This is a genomic window from Flavobacterium sp. TS_SC_5 (assembly GCF_056156265.1).
Genome location: NZ_CM149588.1, coordinates 1,530,950 through 1,546,628 on the forward strand (window position 1 = coordinate 1,530,950; position 15,679 = coordinate 1,546,628).

The window sequence follows — 15,679 nt, forward strand, 5'->3', positions numbered from 1 at the left end:
GGGATACTTTCCTTACTTTTGCACCCATAAATATAGAAAAGAAAAACTAAAATGACTGCAGACAAATTAACAACTTTCGATGTCTTAATCGAAATACCAAGAGGAAGTAGAAATAAATACGAATATGATTTCGAAATAAAAAGAATGCGTTTTGACAGAATGTTATTTTCGTCAATGATGTATCCGGCTGATTACGGATTTATTCCTGAAACATTAGCATTAGATGGAGACCCATTAGATGTTTTGGTTTTGGTAAACGAACCAACTTTTCCTGGATGTGTAATGGAGGTAAAACCTATTGGTGTTTTCCACATGGCAGACGATAAAGGTCCAGATGAAAAAGTAATTTGTGTACCAGTTTCAGATCCAATTTGGAATTCATTAAATGATTTGTCAGACATGAATCCACATTTGCTAAAGGAAATCGAACATTTCTTTCAAGTGTATAAAGATCTTGAAAATAAAAAAGTTGATGTAGGCGGATGGGGCGATGTAAATGAAGCGTATGCCATTATTAAAGAATGTACGGAGCGTTTTAATCAAATTGAAAATAAACCAGAAGGATTATTTAGTATAAAATAATTTCATATCCAATTTTTACAAAAAAAGCAATATTCTGTTAAGAGTATTGCTTTTTTGTTTAAATTCGTTTCGTTACACTATTAATATTAACCAAAAACCAAACCAAAATTATGAATACAATAATGATTTATTTGCCAATAGCCATGGCATTTATTGGACTGGCATTTATGTTTACAAAACGAGCTTGGGTTTTAAAACAAGATCCGGGTGACGGTAAAATGAAAGAGATTTCGGATTACATATATGAAGGAGCCTTGGCTTTCCTGAAGGCAGAATATAGGTTATTGACTTTCTTTGTCATTGGAGCAAGTGTTGTTCTAGCCGGAATTTCATTTATTGTTCCTACAACACACATATTAATAGTGGTTGCTTTTATTTTCGGTGCTTTTTTCTCTGCTTTAGCTGGGAACATGGGAATGAAAATAGCAACAAAAACAAATGTTAGAACCACGCAGGCTGCACGTACGAGTTTGCCGCAAGCCTTAAAAGTTTCTTTTGGCGGCGGAACCGTAATGGGATTAGGAGTTGCTGGTTTAGCCGTTTTAGGGTTGACCACTTTCTTTATTTTCTTCTTTCACTTTTTTATGAATGGCGTTTGGACTTCTACGGAAGACATGACCATTGTATTGGAAACACTGGCCGGATTTTCTCTTGGAGCAGAATCTATCGCTTTGTTTGCCAGAGTTGGTGGTGGAATTTACACCAAAGCGGCCGATGTAGGTGCTGATTTAGTGGGGAAAATAGAAGCTGGAATCCCTGAAGATGATCCTCGTAATCCAGCTACAATTGCGGATAATGTGGGTGATAATGTTGGTGATGTTGCCGGAATGGGAGCCGATTTATTTGGTTCTTATGTTGCAACCGTTTTAGCAGCGATGGTTCTTGGTAATTATGTTATCAAGGATATGGGCGGGAATCTTCAAGATGCTTTTGGCGGAATAGGACCTATTTTATTACCAATGGCAATTGCCGGTTTCGGAATCTTATTTTCTATTATCGGAACGATGTTAGTGAAAATTACAGATGATAATGCCAAGGAAGCACAAGTTCAAAAAGCTTTAAACATAGGAAACTGGGTTTCAATAGGATTAACCTTTGTTGCATGTTATTTTTTAGTACAATATATGTTGCCGGAAACGATGCAAATGAATTTCTTTGGCGAAGGGACTAGAGAAATTTCATCAATGCGTGTTTTTTATGCTGCAATTGTTGGATTAGTAGTCGGAGCCGTTATCTCGTCTGTTACAGAATATTACACAGGACTAGGGACAAAACCCGTTATGGCGATTGTACAAAAATCGTCAACTGGCGCAGGAACAAATGTAATTGCAGGTTTAGCTACTGGAATGATTTCTACGTTTCCGACTGTACTTTTATTTGCAGCGGCAATTTGGGGTTCTTATGCTTTTGCAGGATTTTATGGTGTGGCTTTGGCCGCTTCAGCGATGATGGCAACAACGGCAATGCAATTAGCAATCGATGCTTTTGGACCAATATCGGATAACGCAGGAGGAATTGCTGAAATGAGCGAATTACCAAAAGAAGTACGCACCAGGACGGATATCCTAGATGCCGTAGGAAATACAACTGCAGCAACAGGAAAAGGATTTGCTATTGCTTCGGCGGCATTAACGTCACTGGCATTATTTGCTGCTTATGTAACGTTTACAGGAATTGACGGAATCAATATTTTCAAGGCGCCCGTTTTAGCAATGCTTTTTGTGGGTGGAATGATACCGGTAGTTTTCTCGGCTTTAGCCATGAATTCTGTTGGAAAAGCCGCGATGGACATGGTGTATGAAGTACGCCGCCAGTTCAGGGAAATTCCAGGAATTATGGAAGGAACCGGAAAACCGGAGTATGCAAAATGTGTCGATATTTCGACCAAAGCCGCTTTGCGCGAAATGATGTTGCCGGGAATTCTTACTATTGGTTTCCCAATAGCGATTGTTCTTTTAGGCAAATTAGTATATTCAGATAATAACCAATTAATAGCCGAAATGCTAGGAGGGTATATGGCTGGAGTTACCGTTTCTGGTGTGCTTTGGGCTGTTTTCCAAAACAATGCTGGTGGTGCTTGGGACAACGCTAAAAAATCTTTTGAAGCAGGGGTTTTGATTAATGGTGAAATGACATATAAAGGTTCTGATGCGCATAAAGCGGCGGTTACGGGAGATACTGTTGGAGATCCGTTCAAAGATACTTCCGGGCCATCGATGAATATTTTGATTAAATTAACCTGTTTAATTGGACTTGTAATTGCACCAATATTAGGAAACGGAAGTTATACAGTTTCTGATACCGCTGCGTGCTGTGCTACTTCTGAAATGTGTGCTTCTATGTCTAAAGAAGAATGTCTTGCCAAGGGATGTGATAGTAAAACGTGTGAATTTAAGAATGCTTCCGGAATTGCAACTGCAATGGTTTCTAAAGAAGTTTCTATTGAAAAAACGAATGTGGATGGAAAAGTTAAAGCGACAATCAAAACAACCATAAACGGAAAAGAAGATATTCAAAATTTTGAAGGAACTGATGCAGAAGTTCAGGCTAAGATTGATTCTTTGAAGTAATTAAAAGTCTTATAAATAATAAATGCCTCGCAATTGCGAGGCATTTATTATTTATATGTGTTATTATCTAAGGTTTCTACTCCCTTTCCTTCGGAGAGGGTTGGGGAGAGGATTTTAAAATAACCCGTTCAATTCTGCATCGATACGGTTAAAAATATTTCCTAAATCTTCTGGATTGTCAACGAAATTTATGTTGTCTACGTCAATAATTAATAATTTTCCTTTGTCGTAGGTTTGAATCCAACCTTCATATCTTTCGTTCAAGCGACTCAAATAGTCAATAGAAATGGAGTTTTCGTATTCACGACCACGTTTGTGTATTTGACCAACTAGATTCGGAATGGAACTTCTTAAATAGATCAATAAATCCGGTGCTTTAACCGTAGATTCCATTAATTCAAAAAGAGATGAATAATTTTGGAAATCACGATTGGTCATTAAACCCATTGCATATAAATTAGGAGCAAAAATATGCGCATCTTCATAGATAGTTCTGTCCTGAATGATTTTTTTACCGCTTTCACGAATTTGCATTACCTGACGGAAACGGCTATTCAAGAAATAAATTTGTAAATTAAACGACCAGCGTTCCATTTGATGGTAAAAATCATCCAAGTAAGGATTGTCAACAACGTCTTCATAATGCGGTTCCCATTTGAAATGTTTTGCTAGTAATCGAGTTAAAGTAGTCTTTCCGGAACCTATGTTTCCTGCTATTGCTATGTGCATTACGGTATTGTGATTTTATAATTTGTAATTCCTGTGGATGTAAAAATAGATAAAATTTGGTCCTTGTAATAGAATTTTTTAAACGTTTTTTCTGAAATTTCAATTTCGGTTTTTTGATCTTTTTCTAAATCCTGAAATATTAAACTCCCGTTTGTTGAATAAATAAACTGATTTTTATTTATAATTTCAATTGATTCAAAATCAGGAACTTTTCCGTTATTTGTAATTCTTCCAAAAATGTCACAAGCGTACCAATTGTTTTTGTTGTCAATCCAATAAAATGCATTAAAATCTGAAAAATAATTCTTAATATTTTCCGTAGAAGGAACTGAAATAGTCTTGTAAATAGTGTTCAGATAATCATATAATCCCAGCTGCTGATTCATACTGTTATAAATCCACAGCTGATTTTGGGACGCAATACCAATTGCTGAAACCACAATAGGAATTGTGTTTTCTGAAAAATTGATTTTTTGGATTTCATTCAGTTGATTGTCCAAAAGGATAGCAGTATTGAAATTTTCATAAAATAATACGATTTTAAGCGGGTTTTGCAGGTCTACTTTGGTGATTTTACCCAAAGAAATATTCTTGTATTCTATTGTATCTAGGTTTCCAACTTTAGAAAAGACATTGTTTTTTATAGTGTAATAAAAACCAAACGGATCATATCCCAGAAATTGATCACCATCAAAACGGATGGAATCAATTCTAACAGCATTTTGCTTTAGGTTTTGAGCAATCATAATTGAAAATGAACCAATAAATAGCAATAGCATTACTTTCTTCATGAAAGCGAAATTACGATTAAACCTTATATAATTATGATAGTCTTATTATTATTTTAACAGAAATCTTGTAACAAAAATAGTATTTTTCACTCTTATTTATTAAAATCCAAAAGTATGTATAAAGTAATTTTCACATTAGTATTAGCAGTTGCATCATTTATGGGACTTCAAGCTCAGGAATTTCAAGGTATGGCGGTCTATGAATCAAAAACAAGCACTTCCGATTTTAAATCTCGAATGGAGGGTAACAAAAATATGACTCCCGACATGCAGAAAATGATCGAGGAACGAATGAAGAAAATGTTCGAAAAAACATTTATCCTCAACTTCAATAAAACGGCCTCTATATATAAGGAAGAAGAAAAGTTAGAAGCGTCAGCACAAGCTGGTAGCGGATTCCGAATGATGTCAAGCTTCGCTGGTGGCGGAGGGACCTATTACAAAAATGTAAAAGACAAACAATACAGTAACGATAAAGAGTTTATGGGGAAAGAATTCTTGATTAAAGATTCGCTTACGAGCCTAACCTGGAAAATGGAAGCCGAAACACGAGTAATTGGAGGATATACTTGTTATAAAGCCACGGCCGTAAAAAAACCTAGCGCAACTGATTTTAGAAACATGAGACCACGAAAAGAAGATGCGGATAAGAAAGAGGGTTCAAAACCAGCAGATGATAAAAAAACAAATTTTTTAGATGCGGTTGAAGTGCCTAAAGAAATAGTAATTACTGCATGGTATACCCCAGAAATACCAGTGAGCCAAGGTCCAGAAGGATATTGGGGTTTACCCGGATTAATTTTAGAAGTGAATGATGGTAGAACAACCATTTTATGTTCTAAGGTTGTACTGAATCCAAAGGATAAAGTAGAAATTAAAGCTGTTGCTAAAGGGAAAGTAGTTTCTCAAAAAGAATATGACGAAGCCGTAATGAAAAAAATGGAAGAATTCAGAGAAATGAATCAAGGACGTGGCGGCAGAGAAGGCGGCATGCAAATTCGTTTTGGAAATTAACACTTGCAACTACCACTAAAGTTATACACCCAATTAAAATGAGAAAAATTCTAGTTCTGATCGCCCTTGTGGTGGTTTCTATTTCCTATGCCCAAAATATACGTTTGGAAGGAGTGGTTCAAGACAAAGCAAAACTACCTTTAGAAATGGCCAATGTCATGGCGGTTAATCAAACTACTAAAGCCATGGATGCTTATGCTATAACAACTGATAAAGGCAAGTTTACCTTAAACCTTAAAACTAATACTACGTATGTCATTAAGCTTAGTTATTTGGGTATGCAAAATAAAGAAATCACCGTGACAACCCTAGCCGAAAATATGGAACAAAATATTTTTATGGAATCCGGTGGAATCGAGCTTGATGGTGTAGAAATTGTTCGCGAAATGCCAGTGTCTATAAAAGGAGATACTATTGTATACAATACGGATTCGTTTAAAACAGGTGAAGAGCGCAAGTTGGAGGATGTGTTTAAAAAACTGCCCGGGTTTGAGGTAATGGCTGACGGTCAGGTGCAAGTAGAGGGAAAGAAAGTAGCAAAACTATTTGTAAATGGAAAGCCCTTTATGGAAGGAGACACCAAATTGGGCTCAAAAAACATTCCTTCGGATGCTGTTGATAAAGTGCAAGTGCTACGGAATTTCAACGAAGTATCGCAGATGAAAGGCCTTGAAAACAACAACGATGATATTGCGATTAACATCAAACTCAAAAAAGGAAAAGATAAATTTTGGTTTGGTGATGTAAGTGCTGGTTTAGCAAATGACGAAGGCTATATTGTTAATCCAAAAATATTTTATTACTCCCCAAAAACCAGTATTAACTCTATCGTTAATTTGAACAATATTGGTGAGGTATCTTTGACTTCTGCAGATTTTTTCAGAATCACAGGTGGAGCAAGAAACACAATTGGTCGTAATGGGACAACACTTACGCTAAATCGAAACTTTTTTGGTTTATCTGGCGGAGATAATGTGGCTAAAGCAAGTGACAAATTTGGGACACTCAATGTGAATCATTCAGTTTCTAAAAAATGGACACTATCCGGTTTTGCGGCTTATTCATCTACCTTTAATCAGTCTATTACTAACTCAGAAAGAGGGATTTTTGAACCCAATACCACAAATATAGCGACCTTAGAAAACAGAAAAAACAATTCAGATTCTAAAAACAATGCGTTTATTGCAAAATTTGGATCGAAGTACAAAGCCAATGATAATTTTCAATTGGATTATGACGCGTTCTTTAGAAAAAATGACCAACAAGATATAGACAATAGCCAGACTAATTTTAGCTCGATTAACAATGGTTCGATGGTGTCTAATTCCAATACGGTTATTGCTTTTCAAAAACAAGCACCAGCCTCATTCAACCAGAGTTTAAATTTGTTTTTTACACAAAATCCAAAGTCTACGTGGGTGCTCGAAATGCAACATCAATACGAAGACGAAGATCCATTTTACAATCCACAACTTTCAGTCAATCCATATCAAAACGCTACTTCTCAAAACCCAAATGATCCTAGTGCTGTTTTTGTTAATGAGAATTCGTTGAATATTGAACAATCACGATTTGTAAAAACAAATAAGTTAGATGCAAAAATCGATTATTTTTATCAAATTTCTAACAAAAGTATATTGAATGTAACTGCAGGAAATACAAATGCTTTTCAGTCGTATAATTCCAGTATTTTACAAATCTTACAAGACCAAACCGTTAATCCTGTTGAGCAAGCGGCATATAATAATGATGTAAGATACCGTTTTAATGATGTATTTTTGGGATTGCATTATAAATTTATTGTAGGCAAGTTTACTTTTAATCCTGGTTTCTCTGTTCATCAATACAATACAACCAATGAACAATTCGGTAATCCTTTTAGACTCAATTTTAACCGATTATTGCCGGATATGTTTGCGCGTTGGGATTTGAAAAAATCGGAAAATTTGACGTATAATTTCAATGTAAGAAACGGTTTTAATGATGTAAATGCCTTGGTCGAAGGGTATGTTTTTACAAATTTTAATAGTATTGCTCGTGGAAATTCACAATTAGAAAACTCCCTCGTAACCAGTCACAGACTGAATTACTCAAAATATAATTTGTACAATTTCACTACGATTTTTGGAGGTATAGGGTATACAACTACAAAAAACCCTGTGGTAAATGGAGTTTCTTTCCAAAGTATTTACTCTACATCGGATCGTTTGAATTTAGATGCTGAAAATGAAAATCTAAATGGGAATGTGTTTTATTCGAAAAGCTTCCAGAAGTACTATAAATTAACAGCGGGGATCAATGCTAATTGGAGTCGGAATTTTGTACTAAATAGACGCCTAGTGAATGGAAATACTCAGGAATTTATTCAAGGTATCGAAAATGTTAATCATGGGTACAACTTGGCTTTTGCAACACAATTCAAAAAATATCCCAATATAGATTTAGGCTATCGCATTAATTTTTCGGAGCAAGCAGCCAATCGATTTACTACTCAAACACCTACGGTCAAACTGAATTATTATTTCTTAAATGGGTTGAATGTCAATTGGGATTATGCTTTTAACCGTTTTAAAAATGAATCGACTGGTCTAGCCAACAATTTTAAAATTATGACGGCTAGTTTGAATTATATTAAAAAAGACGCCAAATTTGAATACCGAATTCAGGCCAACAATTTATTAAATACAAGGTCTAGACTGAATAACTCCTTTAGCGTAAATGGTTTTAATGCCAATGAAAATATCATCTTACCTCGATTTGTTACTTTTATAGTGAAATACAATATTTAAACTAGGCTACTGTTAATTATTTGAGAGCAAGGTGTGTGTGTACTTTGCTCTTTTTTTTTAAGAGGTTTTGAGAATGAAATATCTATCTCATAATAGAGGCTGGACGATAAAAAAATTGCTCTCACACAATTTTTAAATGGAATAATCGATTTAACCTACTATTTTGATACAAAATACCAAGTTATGATTTGTAAGTACTTTATATTACTTATCTTTAGCTTATTATTTTTAATAAATTGTAGTCCATGAAAGCATTTTTTTTATTTCTAGCAGTTATTAGTATTCCTGTTTTTGGTCAAAAAGCTAATTTAGAGCCAGGCGTGTATACCTCGATAGGTAACGGAACTGAAGTGTTGAAATTTATTTTAACAGATAACAAACAGTTTCATTTGTCTTTTATGTCAGGGACCTATGAACAAGTAAACGATTCTGTTTATTTTAATGCAGAATACTCTGATGTGCCTCGGTTTTCATTAGAATTCATCAAAAATAATGCGCCTGTCAATAGTATTAAAGTAGATCTCGGTGAATCCTATTTTTACAGCTGGTCTTCGATTTATATTGGTTTGCAAAAAGACGATAAATCGGCGGTGGTATACAAGCCAATAAAGGATTATTTGGTAGGTTTTAGTGAGCTAGACTATGAAAAGAAGAAATTGTTTTTTGATATTGGCGCTGCTTCGTTTGTGTATTTTATTGATGAAAATGTCTATGCAGAATCACATGTTGAAAAGTATGCAGTGCCAGCTGGTGTTTCTCAAATGAAATTAATGTACAATCCATTAAAGCCTAATAAGTTTAAATTAAAGGGTGTGTACGATAATGGTACTAAAGAATTGTTTGTTACAGAAGGTGCCACACCGATTTTGTTTAGTAAGAATCCTCCAAAGGCTAATGTTATTGAAAAGCCTATTGACGTAAAAAGAGAAAAAAATTGGAGCTATAACGGTAAAGCTCCTGCGCCACCATCCTATAGTTTTGATGCCGTTGCAGATAGTACAGCAGTTAATGAAACAGTTTCTAAAAATGATTTTGTTTTTAAAACTAAAGTTGAAAACTCTTTACAAGCAGCTTTGAACGCTGTAAAAAAAGATTCAGATAAGTTTTTAGTTGTATTCTATGATCTTAATTCCACAGCTAAAAAGACTTTTGATGAGGCCATAATTAAGTATCAAAATTCAGTTCAATCATACATGTTTGATCAATATAGGGCCGAATATGACTTGGCTGTTTTTTATCTTGCAACACAAAAAGATAAAGCAATGCTGAATCAAATAGGTGTTGATGCATCACAAACAGTGGCGGTATTTAATACTTTTGGAACTAAGTTGTATCATTATAAAGGTACTATTACTGAGCAATTGGATTACTACACGCTCTCATCAATATTAAATGAGTTAAGAGAAATCAATACTTTAGCTCAAGTTGATCATGTGGTCAGTAAAGCAAATACACCTTCCGCTACTTGGCAAAAAAGCTTGTTGTATGCGCAAAAATATGGCAAAAGAAATTATAACCTTACGGATGTTACAGCTCCAGCGGTAATGGCACCGCCTAGTGGACAGTATGTTGAACTTGTAGTAAGTAAAGATACGTTGTCAGAGCCTATTGAAGCTTATGAAGGTTACAGTTTATTGCGTGAAAAAAACAATGTATATAAATTAAGGACTACTCCCTCGGAATATGATCAATGGTTCAAAAAAAGGCTCGAATTACAAATAAAAGAAATAAATGTTAATACAGATTTTTTAAAAATTGTAATCAATCATTTAGCGTCTAGTGATAATTTTAATTTTATCGTTTTTGGTACTAAAGTTAATACCCCTAATTCAAATGATTTCTTGGCTATTGACTATGTTTTGCGCTACTATAAAGAAATACCCAAACTAACAACTACGGAATACGAATATCAATTCCAAGCGGATTACCTGCGCGAAATTATACTGGATGCGTTGCGCCGAAATACTAATTCTCAGAATTTGGATAAAGTTATTGATTATTACCAGAAATTATATCAAGTAACTGATGATAGCGATGTAGTGCTTAGACAAAAAATGCAGGTTCTAAAATTAAACAACCACGAAGAGGCGTATTTAGCTGCCTTTAGCGCCTATTTTGATAGTTATGTACAAAAGGATAAAAATTTAATTGAATCTTTAGATTCACGTTTCAACAAAATATATGACTATGGTTGGATAGAGTTTAAAAATAATTTTGCTAATGAGTGTAATGTGGCTGCTTGGTTTGTTGTAGAGCAAGAAAACAAGGATAATAAAAAATCAATAACCGATGCAATCAAATGGTCTGAGATTAGTTTAATGATCGAGAAAGACAATTATTTTTACTTAGATACACTTGCACAATTGTATTATCTAAATGGTCAAAAAGCATTGGCGATCAGTACCCAAGAGAAAGCGTTGGACTTTGCCACTAGAGCACTAGGTTCTGAAACTGCTGCGGAGTTCAAAATCGTGCTTGAAAAAATGAAGAACAATACCTATTAGTAATGACTGATAGGCTAGACCATTGGGAACGGGTTTTGTACTAGCTATTTGGGTAGTGTCGTATTGGTGTTTGAAAGTAATTTTTTAATAGGTGTTTTAAAAAATTGATTACTGCTATTTCAAATAAAAATGCCCAAAAAGTTATTAACTTTTTGGGCATTTTTAAATGTATTTAGATGGATTACAATCCAAAAGCAGTTTTAACCTGGTCAACAAAATCAAGTTTCTCCCAAGTAAATAAATCTACTGTTACTGTTTTTTCGTTTCCACCTGGAGCAGAGAAGTTTTTTTATCGTAAGTCATCTCTAGGATTAATTATTAATTTTTAAAAATTTTTCCTACAATTTTAAATATAATTTGCTATATTCATTTTTTTTTAGTTTTACAATATAAAATATTTCTTACGGCCGTTTGCAGTTTTATCGTGTTAACCGAAAAACGAAAGAGTAGGTTTTAAAAAAACAAATAAAAATGAAAAAGATTAAATTATTGACTGTAGTTGCCTTTTTAGGTACAGGTATTTTTTTGTCAACTCCTGCAAAAGCTAAACCAACTTACGATTGTTTTGCAGGAGAGCTATATATGACTAGACATGTGAAAATATTTGGAATAGAGATCTATACATCTGATCCAATTGCAACAGGTGCTTCCTGTACATCATAAAAAAAATAATAATTTATACACGAGTCAAATATGACTCGTGTATTTTAAATAAAGTAATGAAAATTATAAAAATTCTACCATTAATAGTATTTTTTATTTGTTTTAGTAGCACTAGTTTTTCACAATCAATTTTTGGAGTGGTTCGTGATTCTCTTAATAATAAGCCCATTAGTGACGTAAATTTTAATTTGATTAAATCTAAAATTGGATTCTCGAGTAATGAACAAGGTTTTTTTAAATGTAAGGTAACTGATTTAAAAGATCAAATGGTTGTTTCTTCTTTAGGATATCAAAGTGTTACGGTTGAGATGTCAAAATACTACGATAACAAACAATATGAAATAAATATTGCCCTTTTGCCAGTATCAATAGAACTAGATTCAGTTACTGTTTATGATAAAAAACAATTTTATAAAATTGTAGCATTGCCAGCACAAGAATCAGCTACATTCAATCGTAATCTTTTGAAACATAGTGAATGTGTTTTGATAAATAATAGTTTGGGAGAAGAAGGTTTTTTAAAAGATATTTCGGTTACTTTTAAGTCGAAACACAATAGTTATAAGCAAACCGTCCTAACGCATTATATTTTTAATTTTTATGAATATAATGCTTCTACTGGTACACCTGGTGATCTTATTGAAGTTGTGAATGTGGTCAGTGAAACTAAAGGCAAATTGTCAAGATTTTATTTTAATTTTGAAAAGTACAAGATTCCATTTACTAAAAGTGGTCTTTGTGTAAGTTTGATTGTTGTAGAGAGAGATGTTGTTGAAAATACAATCGAGTCTAAGCAAATTAAAAATTTGTATAAGTCCGTTACTGATTTATTTACTTTTTCTGAGAAAATTCCAAATTTTCAAATTCCAGTATGGTCTAAAAACACTAAGTATTCTCACGAGTGGTCTAATGAGAAATTAAGATATTTGACAAATAATACTATTGGAAGCGATGTTAGTTTTAAAATTAAAGTAAAAATTCAAAGATGATTTACAATAAAGTGAAACGTTATTTGATTGTTGTTTTTGCTTTTATTTTGATTATTTATATAGGAATGCATGTTGAAATAGAGACTACATATAGTGAATATGTAAAAACTAAAAGGGAAAATAGACTCATAGATTTTGGCAGTATTCAATTAGGTGATACCATTAAAATAAAATATAATTTAATCAACTTATCAACGAAACATTTTGTGATATCGGAATTAAAAAGCGATTATGATGTTCTCTTTAAAGGAACTATTTTGAATAAGTCAAATTTTCCTGGTCAAAATAGAATGATTAATATTCAATGTATACCAAGTAAAAAAGGAAACCTATCAAGGAAAGTAGTTGTTATCAGTAATTCGATAGAGGAAATTAACTTAGAGTTTAAAGGTAGAGTTCGTTAATTTAAGATGTAAAATGCCATTTCGATATTTTATCGAAATGGCATTTTACAATAGAATATATACCTTTTACAATCCAAAAGCAGCTTTAACTTGATCAACAAAATCTAATTTTTCCCAAGTAAACAATTCAACAGTAACTGTTTTTTCGTTTCCACCCGGAGCAGAAAAAGTTTTAGTAACTGTTTCAGGAGTACGTCCCATGTGCCCGTAAGCGGCAGTTTCGCTGTAGATTGGATTTCTTAATTTCAAACGTTGCTCAATAAAGTAAGGACGCATATCAAAAATAGCTTCTACTTTTTTAGCAATTTCGCCATTGGTTAAATTCACTTTTGAAGTTCCGTAGGTATCAATAAAAATCCCCATTGGTTTAGCAACTCCAATCGCGTAGGAAACCTGAACTAAAATCTCATCAGCAACACCCGCAGCAACTAAGTTTTTAGCAATATGACGTGTAGCATACGCCGCACTTCGGTCTACTTTACTTGGGTCTTTTCCAGAGAAAGCACCACCACCGTGAGCACCTTTTCCACCGTAAGTATCTACGATGATTTTTCTTCCTGTCAATCCAGTATCTCCATGCGGTCCTCCAATTACGAATTTCCCAGTTGGATTAATATGGTATTGAATTGCATCATTGAACAAATGAGCATGCGCTGGATTTTTTGCAATAATCCTTGGAATCAAAATTTCAACAAGATCTTTTTTGATTTTGGCAAGCATTGTTGCTTCTTCGTCAAAATCATCATGTTGCGTCGAGATTACAATAGCATCAATACGAGTTGGCTTGTTGTCATCGCTATATTCTAAAGTTACTTGAGATTTAGCATCCGGACGCAAATACGTAATTTCATTATTTTCACGTCTTAAAACAGCTAATTCCTTCAATAATTTATGAGATAAATCAAGTGCCAATGGCATATAATTTTCGGTTTCATTAGTAGCGTAACCAAACATCATTCCTTGGTCACCTGCACCTTGCTCTTCAGGATTTGCTCTGTCAACACCTTGATTAATGTCAGCAGATTGTTCGTGAATAGCAGAAAGTATCCCACAAGAATTGGCTTCAAACATGTATTCACTTTTCGTATAACCAATTTTTCGGATTACTTCACGAGCGATATGTTGTACATCTAAATATGTATTTGATTTTACTTCACCAGCCAAAATTACTTGACCAGTTGTTACTAAAGTTTCACAAGCTACTTTTGAATCAGCATCAAATGCCAAAAAATTATCAATTAATGCGTCCGAAATTTGATCTGCAATTTTGTCTGGATGTCCTTCGCTTACAGATTCTGACGTAAATAAATAGGCCATAATAGTTATTATTTTTAAATTAAGCGAGAAAAAATAATTGCTGAAAAGGACTAAAGGAGAGTTCCTGCTTTAGCATTTTTTCTACTGAAAAATTTTCAGCATCCATAATGAATTTGTTTCATTATGAAGAGGTTGCAATCAGTTCAAATTTTTCCTCTTGTATTTGGGTGCAAATGTATGAAACCATTTTGAATTGCAAATTAATCTTAACTTTTTTTTGCGGATAAATGTTTTTTCAGGTTCTATTGCTTACCAAAAACAATAGCAATAGGATTTTGATGAAAATTTTTGAAAATTATTTGGATTTTTAAAAAATAATTTGCAAATTTGGGTATATAAAAAGTAAAAGATGAAATTTAATATTTGTAATATGTTTAAAGTCGCGCAGGATAATTCCTGAGGGTCGCTTATTGCATAATTTTAAATTAAATTATATAGCAAAAGCTTCCCAGATAACGGGAAGCTTTTTTTTTGAATACAACGGAGATAATAGTACAGAAATATAAAATATAAATGAATAACCTAAAATTCCAGTTTACAAATAATTCAACTGTCAATACCATGATTGCTGCCAATGCCATTATGTGTATTTGCGTCTGTTGATTCCAAAAGTATAAGTTTACAAACAACTTAAAACCCTTTTGGATATACATCTAAAAGGGTTTTTTTTAAGAATATATTTTAATTTTAAAAAACATAATGCGAATAAAACCAACAACGAATTAAAACCTAACATCTAAAAATTATGAGCACAACTAAGTATTTTCCAAAAACATTCCAATTATTAGAAAGGATTAACAACAGGAATAAAAAACAAAAGGAGAACGATCCAAAAAATGAATTGATTCATCCTAGATTTGAAATTTCAAAAAACGACGCTTTGGCACAGAAAGTAGTCCCTAATTCTTTGCTTTTTTTAATGTATTCACAAGAGAATGAAGCGCTTTTTATTTAAGAAATCCGAATTTATTTTCGGTTTTGAGATTCTCAAAAAGGTATTTAAAATTGTTGTTTTGACGAGGTAATAACTATAATTGGTTTGTAATGCTTCGTCAAAATAACAATCTAATGTTTATTGTTTTCAGGTTTTTATTTAAACCAAACAAAAAAATCGATTGCGCATAAAAATTTGGTTGTTACAAAAAATAGTCCTTAATTTGCAATTATAAGTTCACAACCGTATTGAAATGTTATAAAGAAAGGACGAGGGATTAGACCCGATGAAGCCTTAGCAACCCTTCGATTTATCGAAGAAGGTGCTGCATTCTACCACGCTCATCGTGGAAAGATAACACTAAGAATTTGTCTAGATAACTCCTAGCTTTCT

At 33.4% G+C, this 15,679-nt stretch carries 12 protein-coding genes and 1 riboswitch; of the genes, 9 read left to right on the forward strand and 3 right to left on the reverse strand.

Translation table 11 applies throughout. The features are described from left to right. Positions 1-51: 51 nt before the first annotated feature. Both AC0J6S_RS06695 and AC0J6S_RS06700 read left to right on the forward strand, forming a co-directional pair. The gene (locus AC0J6S_RS06695) at positions 52-582 is read left to right on the forward strand and encodes an inorganic diphosphatase (RefSeq protein ID WP_131909433.1); all 531 of its coding nucleotides are present in this window, start codon (positions 52-54) and stop codon (positions 580-582) included. A 110-nt stretch (positions 583-692) separates the two neighbouring features. Continuing rightward, positions 693-3,152 carry a sodium-translocating pyrophosphatase gene (locus tag AC0J6S_RS06700; RefSeq protein WP_474956003.1) on the forward strand — a complete coding sequence of 820 codons (2,460 nt, stop codon included), beginning with the start codon at positions 693-695 and terminating at the stop codon, positions 3,150-3,152. Positions 3,153-3,266: 114 nt separating this feature from the next. Here the strand turns inward: AC0J6S_RS06700 and AC0J6S_RS06705 are convergent, their stop codons facing one another. Further along, complete coding sequence (locus AC0J6S_RS06705) at positions 3,267-3,881, reverse strand: deoxynucleoside kinase (protein WP_113664383.1); 615 nt, start codon at positions 3,879-3,881, stop codon at positions 3,267-3,269. Then, positions 3,881-4,672: a hypothetical protein gene (locus tag AC0J6S_RS06710; protein ID WP_474956004.1), complete on the reverse strand. Its 792-nt coding sequence runs from the start codon at positions 4,670-4,672 to the stop codon at positions 3,881-3,883. Before AC0J6S_RS06710 ends, AC0J6S_RS06705 begins: the two co-directional genes overlap by 1 nt. A 114-nt stretch (positions 4,673-4,786) precedes the next feature. Here AC0J6S_RS06710 and AC0J6S_RS06715 point away from each other — a divergent pair, with 114 nt between their 5' ends. The 6 genes from AC0J6S_RS06715 (at position 4,787) to AC0J6S_RS06740 (ending at position 13,035) form a co-directional block, all read left to right on the forward strand. Further along, positions 4,787-5,686, forward strand: a complete 900-nt coding sequence (locus tag AC0J6S_RS06715; protein WP_474956005.1) for a GLPGLI family protein — start codon at positions 4,787-4,789, stop codon at positions 5,684-5,686. Between the two features lie 38 nt (positions 5,687-5,724). Further along, the gene (locus AC0J6S_RS06720) at positions 5,725-8,475 is read left to right on the forward strand and encodes a carboxypeptidase regulatory-like domain-containing protein (RefSeq protein WP_474956006.1); all 2,751 of its coding nucleotides are present in this window, start codon (positions 5,725-5,727) and stop codon (positions 8,473-8,475) included. Between the two features lie 245 nt (positions 8,476-8,720). Beyond that, positions 8,721-10,979, forward strand: coding sequence for a hypothetical protein (locus AC0J6S_RS06725; RefSeq protein WP_474956007.1), 2,259 nt, complete (start codon positions 8,721-8,723; stop codon positions 10,977-10,979). A 471-nt stretch (positions 10,980-11,450) separates the two neighbouring features. Then, complete coding sequence (locus AC0J6S_RS06730; RefSeq protein ID WP_474956008.1) at positions 11,451-11,642, forward strand: hypothetical protein; 192 nt, start codon at positions 11,451-11,453, stop codon at positions 11,640-11,642. Positions 11,643-11,698: 56 nt separating this feature from the next. Next, positions 11,699-12,631: a carboxypeptidase-like regulatory domain-containing protein gene (locus tag AC0J6S_RS06735; RefSeq protein WP_474956009.1), complete on the forward strand. Its 933-nt coding sequence runs from the start codon at positions 11,699-11,701 to the stop codon at positions 12,629-12,631. After that, positions 12,628-13,035 carry a DUF1573 domain-containing protein gene (locus tag AC0J6S_RS06740; protein ID WP_474956010.1) on the forward strand — a complete coding sequence of 136 codons (408 nt, stop codon included), beginning with the start codon at positions 12,628-12,630 and terminating at the stop codon, positions 13,033-13,035. Before AC0J6S_RS06735 ends, AC0J6S_RS06740 begins: the two co-directional genes overlap by 4 nt. Before the next feature lie 66 nt (positions 13,036-13,101). On the opposite strand, the gene metK is transcribed toward AC0J6S_RS06740, so the two are convergent. Then, positions 13,102-14,352, reverse strand: coding sequence for a methionine adenosyltransferase (gene metK, locus AC0J6S_RS06745; protein ID WP_474956011.1), 1,251 nt, complete (start codon positions 14,350-14,352; stop codon positions 13,102-13,104). A gap of 745 nt (positions 14,353-15,097) precedes the next feature. Between metK and AC0J6S_RS06750 the strand changes: the two genes are divergently transcribed. Beyond that, entirely contained in the window at positions 15,098-15,307 is a 210-nt protein-coding gene (locus AC0J6S_RS06750) for a hypothetical protein (RefSeq protein WP_474956012.1), read from the forward strand. 232 nt (positions 15,308-15,539) lie between these two features. Beyond that, positions 15,540-15,647, forward strand: a riboswitch (SAM riboswitch). Positions 15,648-15,679 lie beyond the last annotated feature (32 nt).

Bases quoted from the DNA above. Each gene is read 5' to 3' on its own strand.
- AC0J6S_RS06710 (WP_474956004.1), bottom strand. From the start codon at position 4,672: ATGAAGAAAGTAATGCTATTGCTATTTATTGGTTCATTTTCAATTATG.
- AC0J6S_RS06715 (WP_474956005.1), top strand. From the start codon at position 4,787: ATGTATAAAGTAATTTTCACATTAGTATTAGCAGTTGCATCATTTATG.
- AC0J6S_RS06735 (WP_474956009.1), top strand. From the start codon at position 11,699: ATGAAAATTATAAAAATTCTACCATTAATAGTATTTTTTATTTGTTTT.
- AC0J6S_RS06740 (WP_474956010.1), top strand. From the start codon at position 12,628: ATGATTTACAATAAAGTGAAACGTTATTTGATTGTTGTTTTTGCTTTT.
- AC0J6S_RS06705 (WP_113664383.1), bottom strand. From the start codon at position 3,881: ATGCACATAGCAATAGCAGGAAACATAGGTTCCGGAAAGACTACTTTA.
- AC0J6S_RS06725 (WP_474956007.1), top strand. From the start codon at position 8,721: ATGAAAGCATTTTTTTTATTTCTAGCAGTTATTAGTATTCCTGTTTTT.
- AC0J6S_RS06695 (WP_131909433.1), top strand. From the start codon at position 52: ATGACTGCAGACAAATTAACAACTTTCGATGTCTTAATCGAAATACCA.
- AC0J6S_RS06720 (WP_474956006.1), top strand. From the start codon at position 5,725: ATGAGAAAAATTCTAGTTCTGATCGCCCTTGTGGTGGTTTCTATTTCC.
- AC0J6S_RS06700 (WP_474956003.1), top strand. From the start codon at position 693: ATGAATACAATAATGATTTATTTGCCAATAGCCATGGCATTTATTGGA.
- metK (WP_474956011.1), bottom strand. From the start codon at position 14,352: ATGGCCTATTTATTTACGTCAGAATCTGTAAGCGAAGGACATCCAGAC.
- AC0J6S_RS06730 (WP_474956008.1), top strand. From the start codon at position 11,451: ATGAAAAAGATTAAATTATTGACTGTAGTTGCCTTTTTAGGTACAGGT.
- AC0J6S_RS06750 (WP_474956012.1), top strand. From the start codon at position 15,098: ATGAGCACAACTAAGTATTTTCCAAAAACATTCCAATTATTAGAAAGG.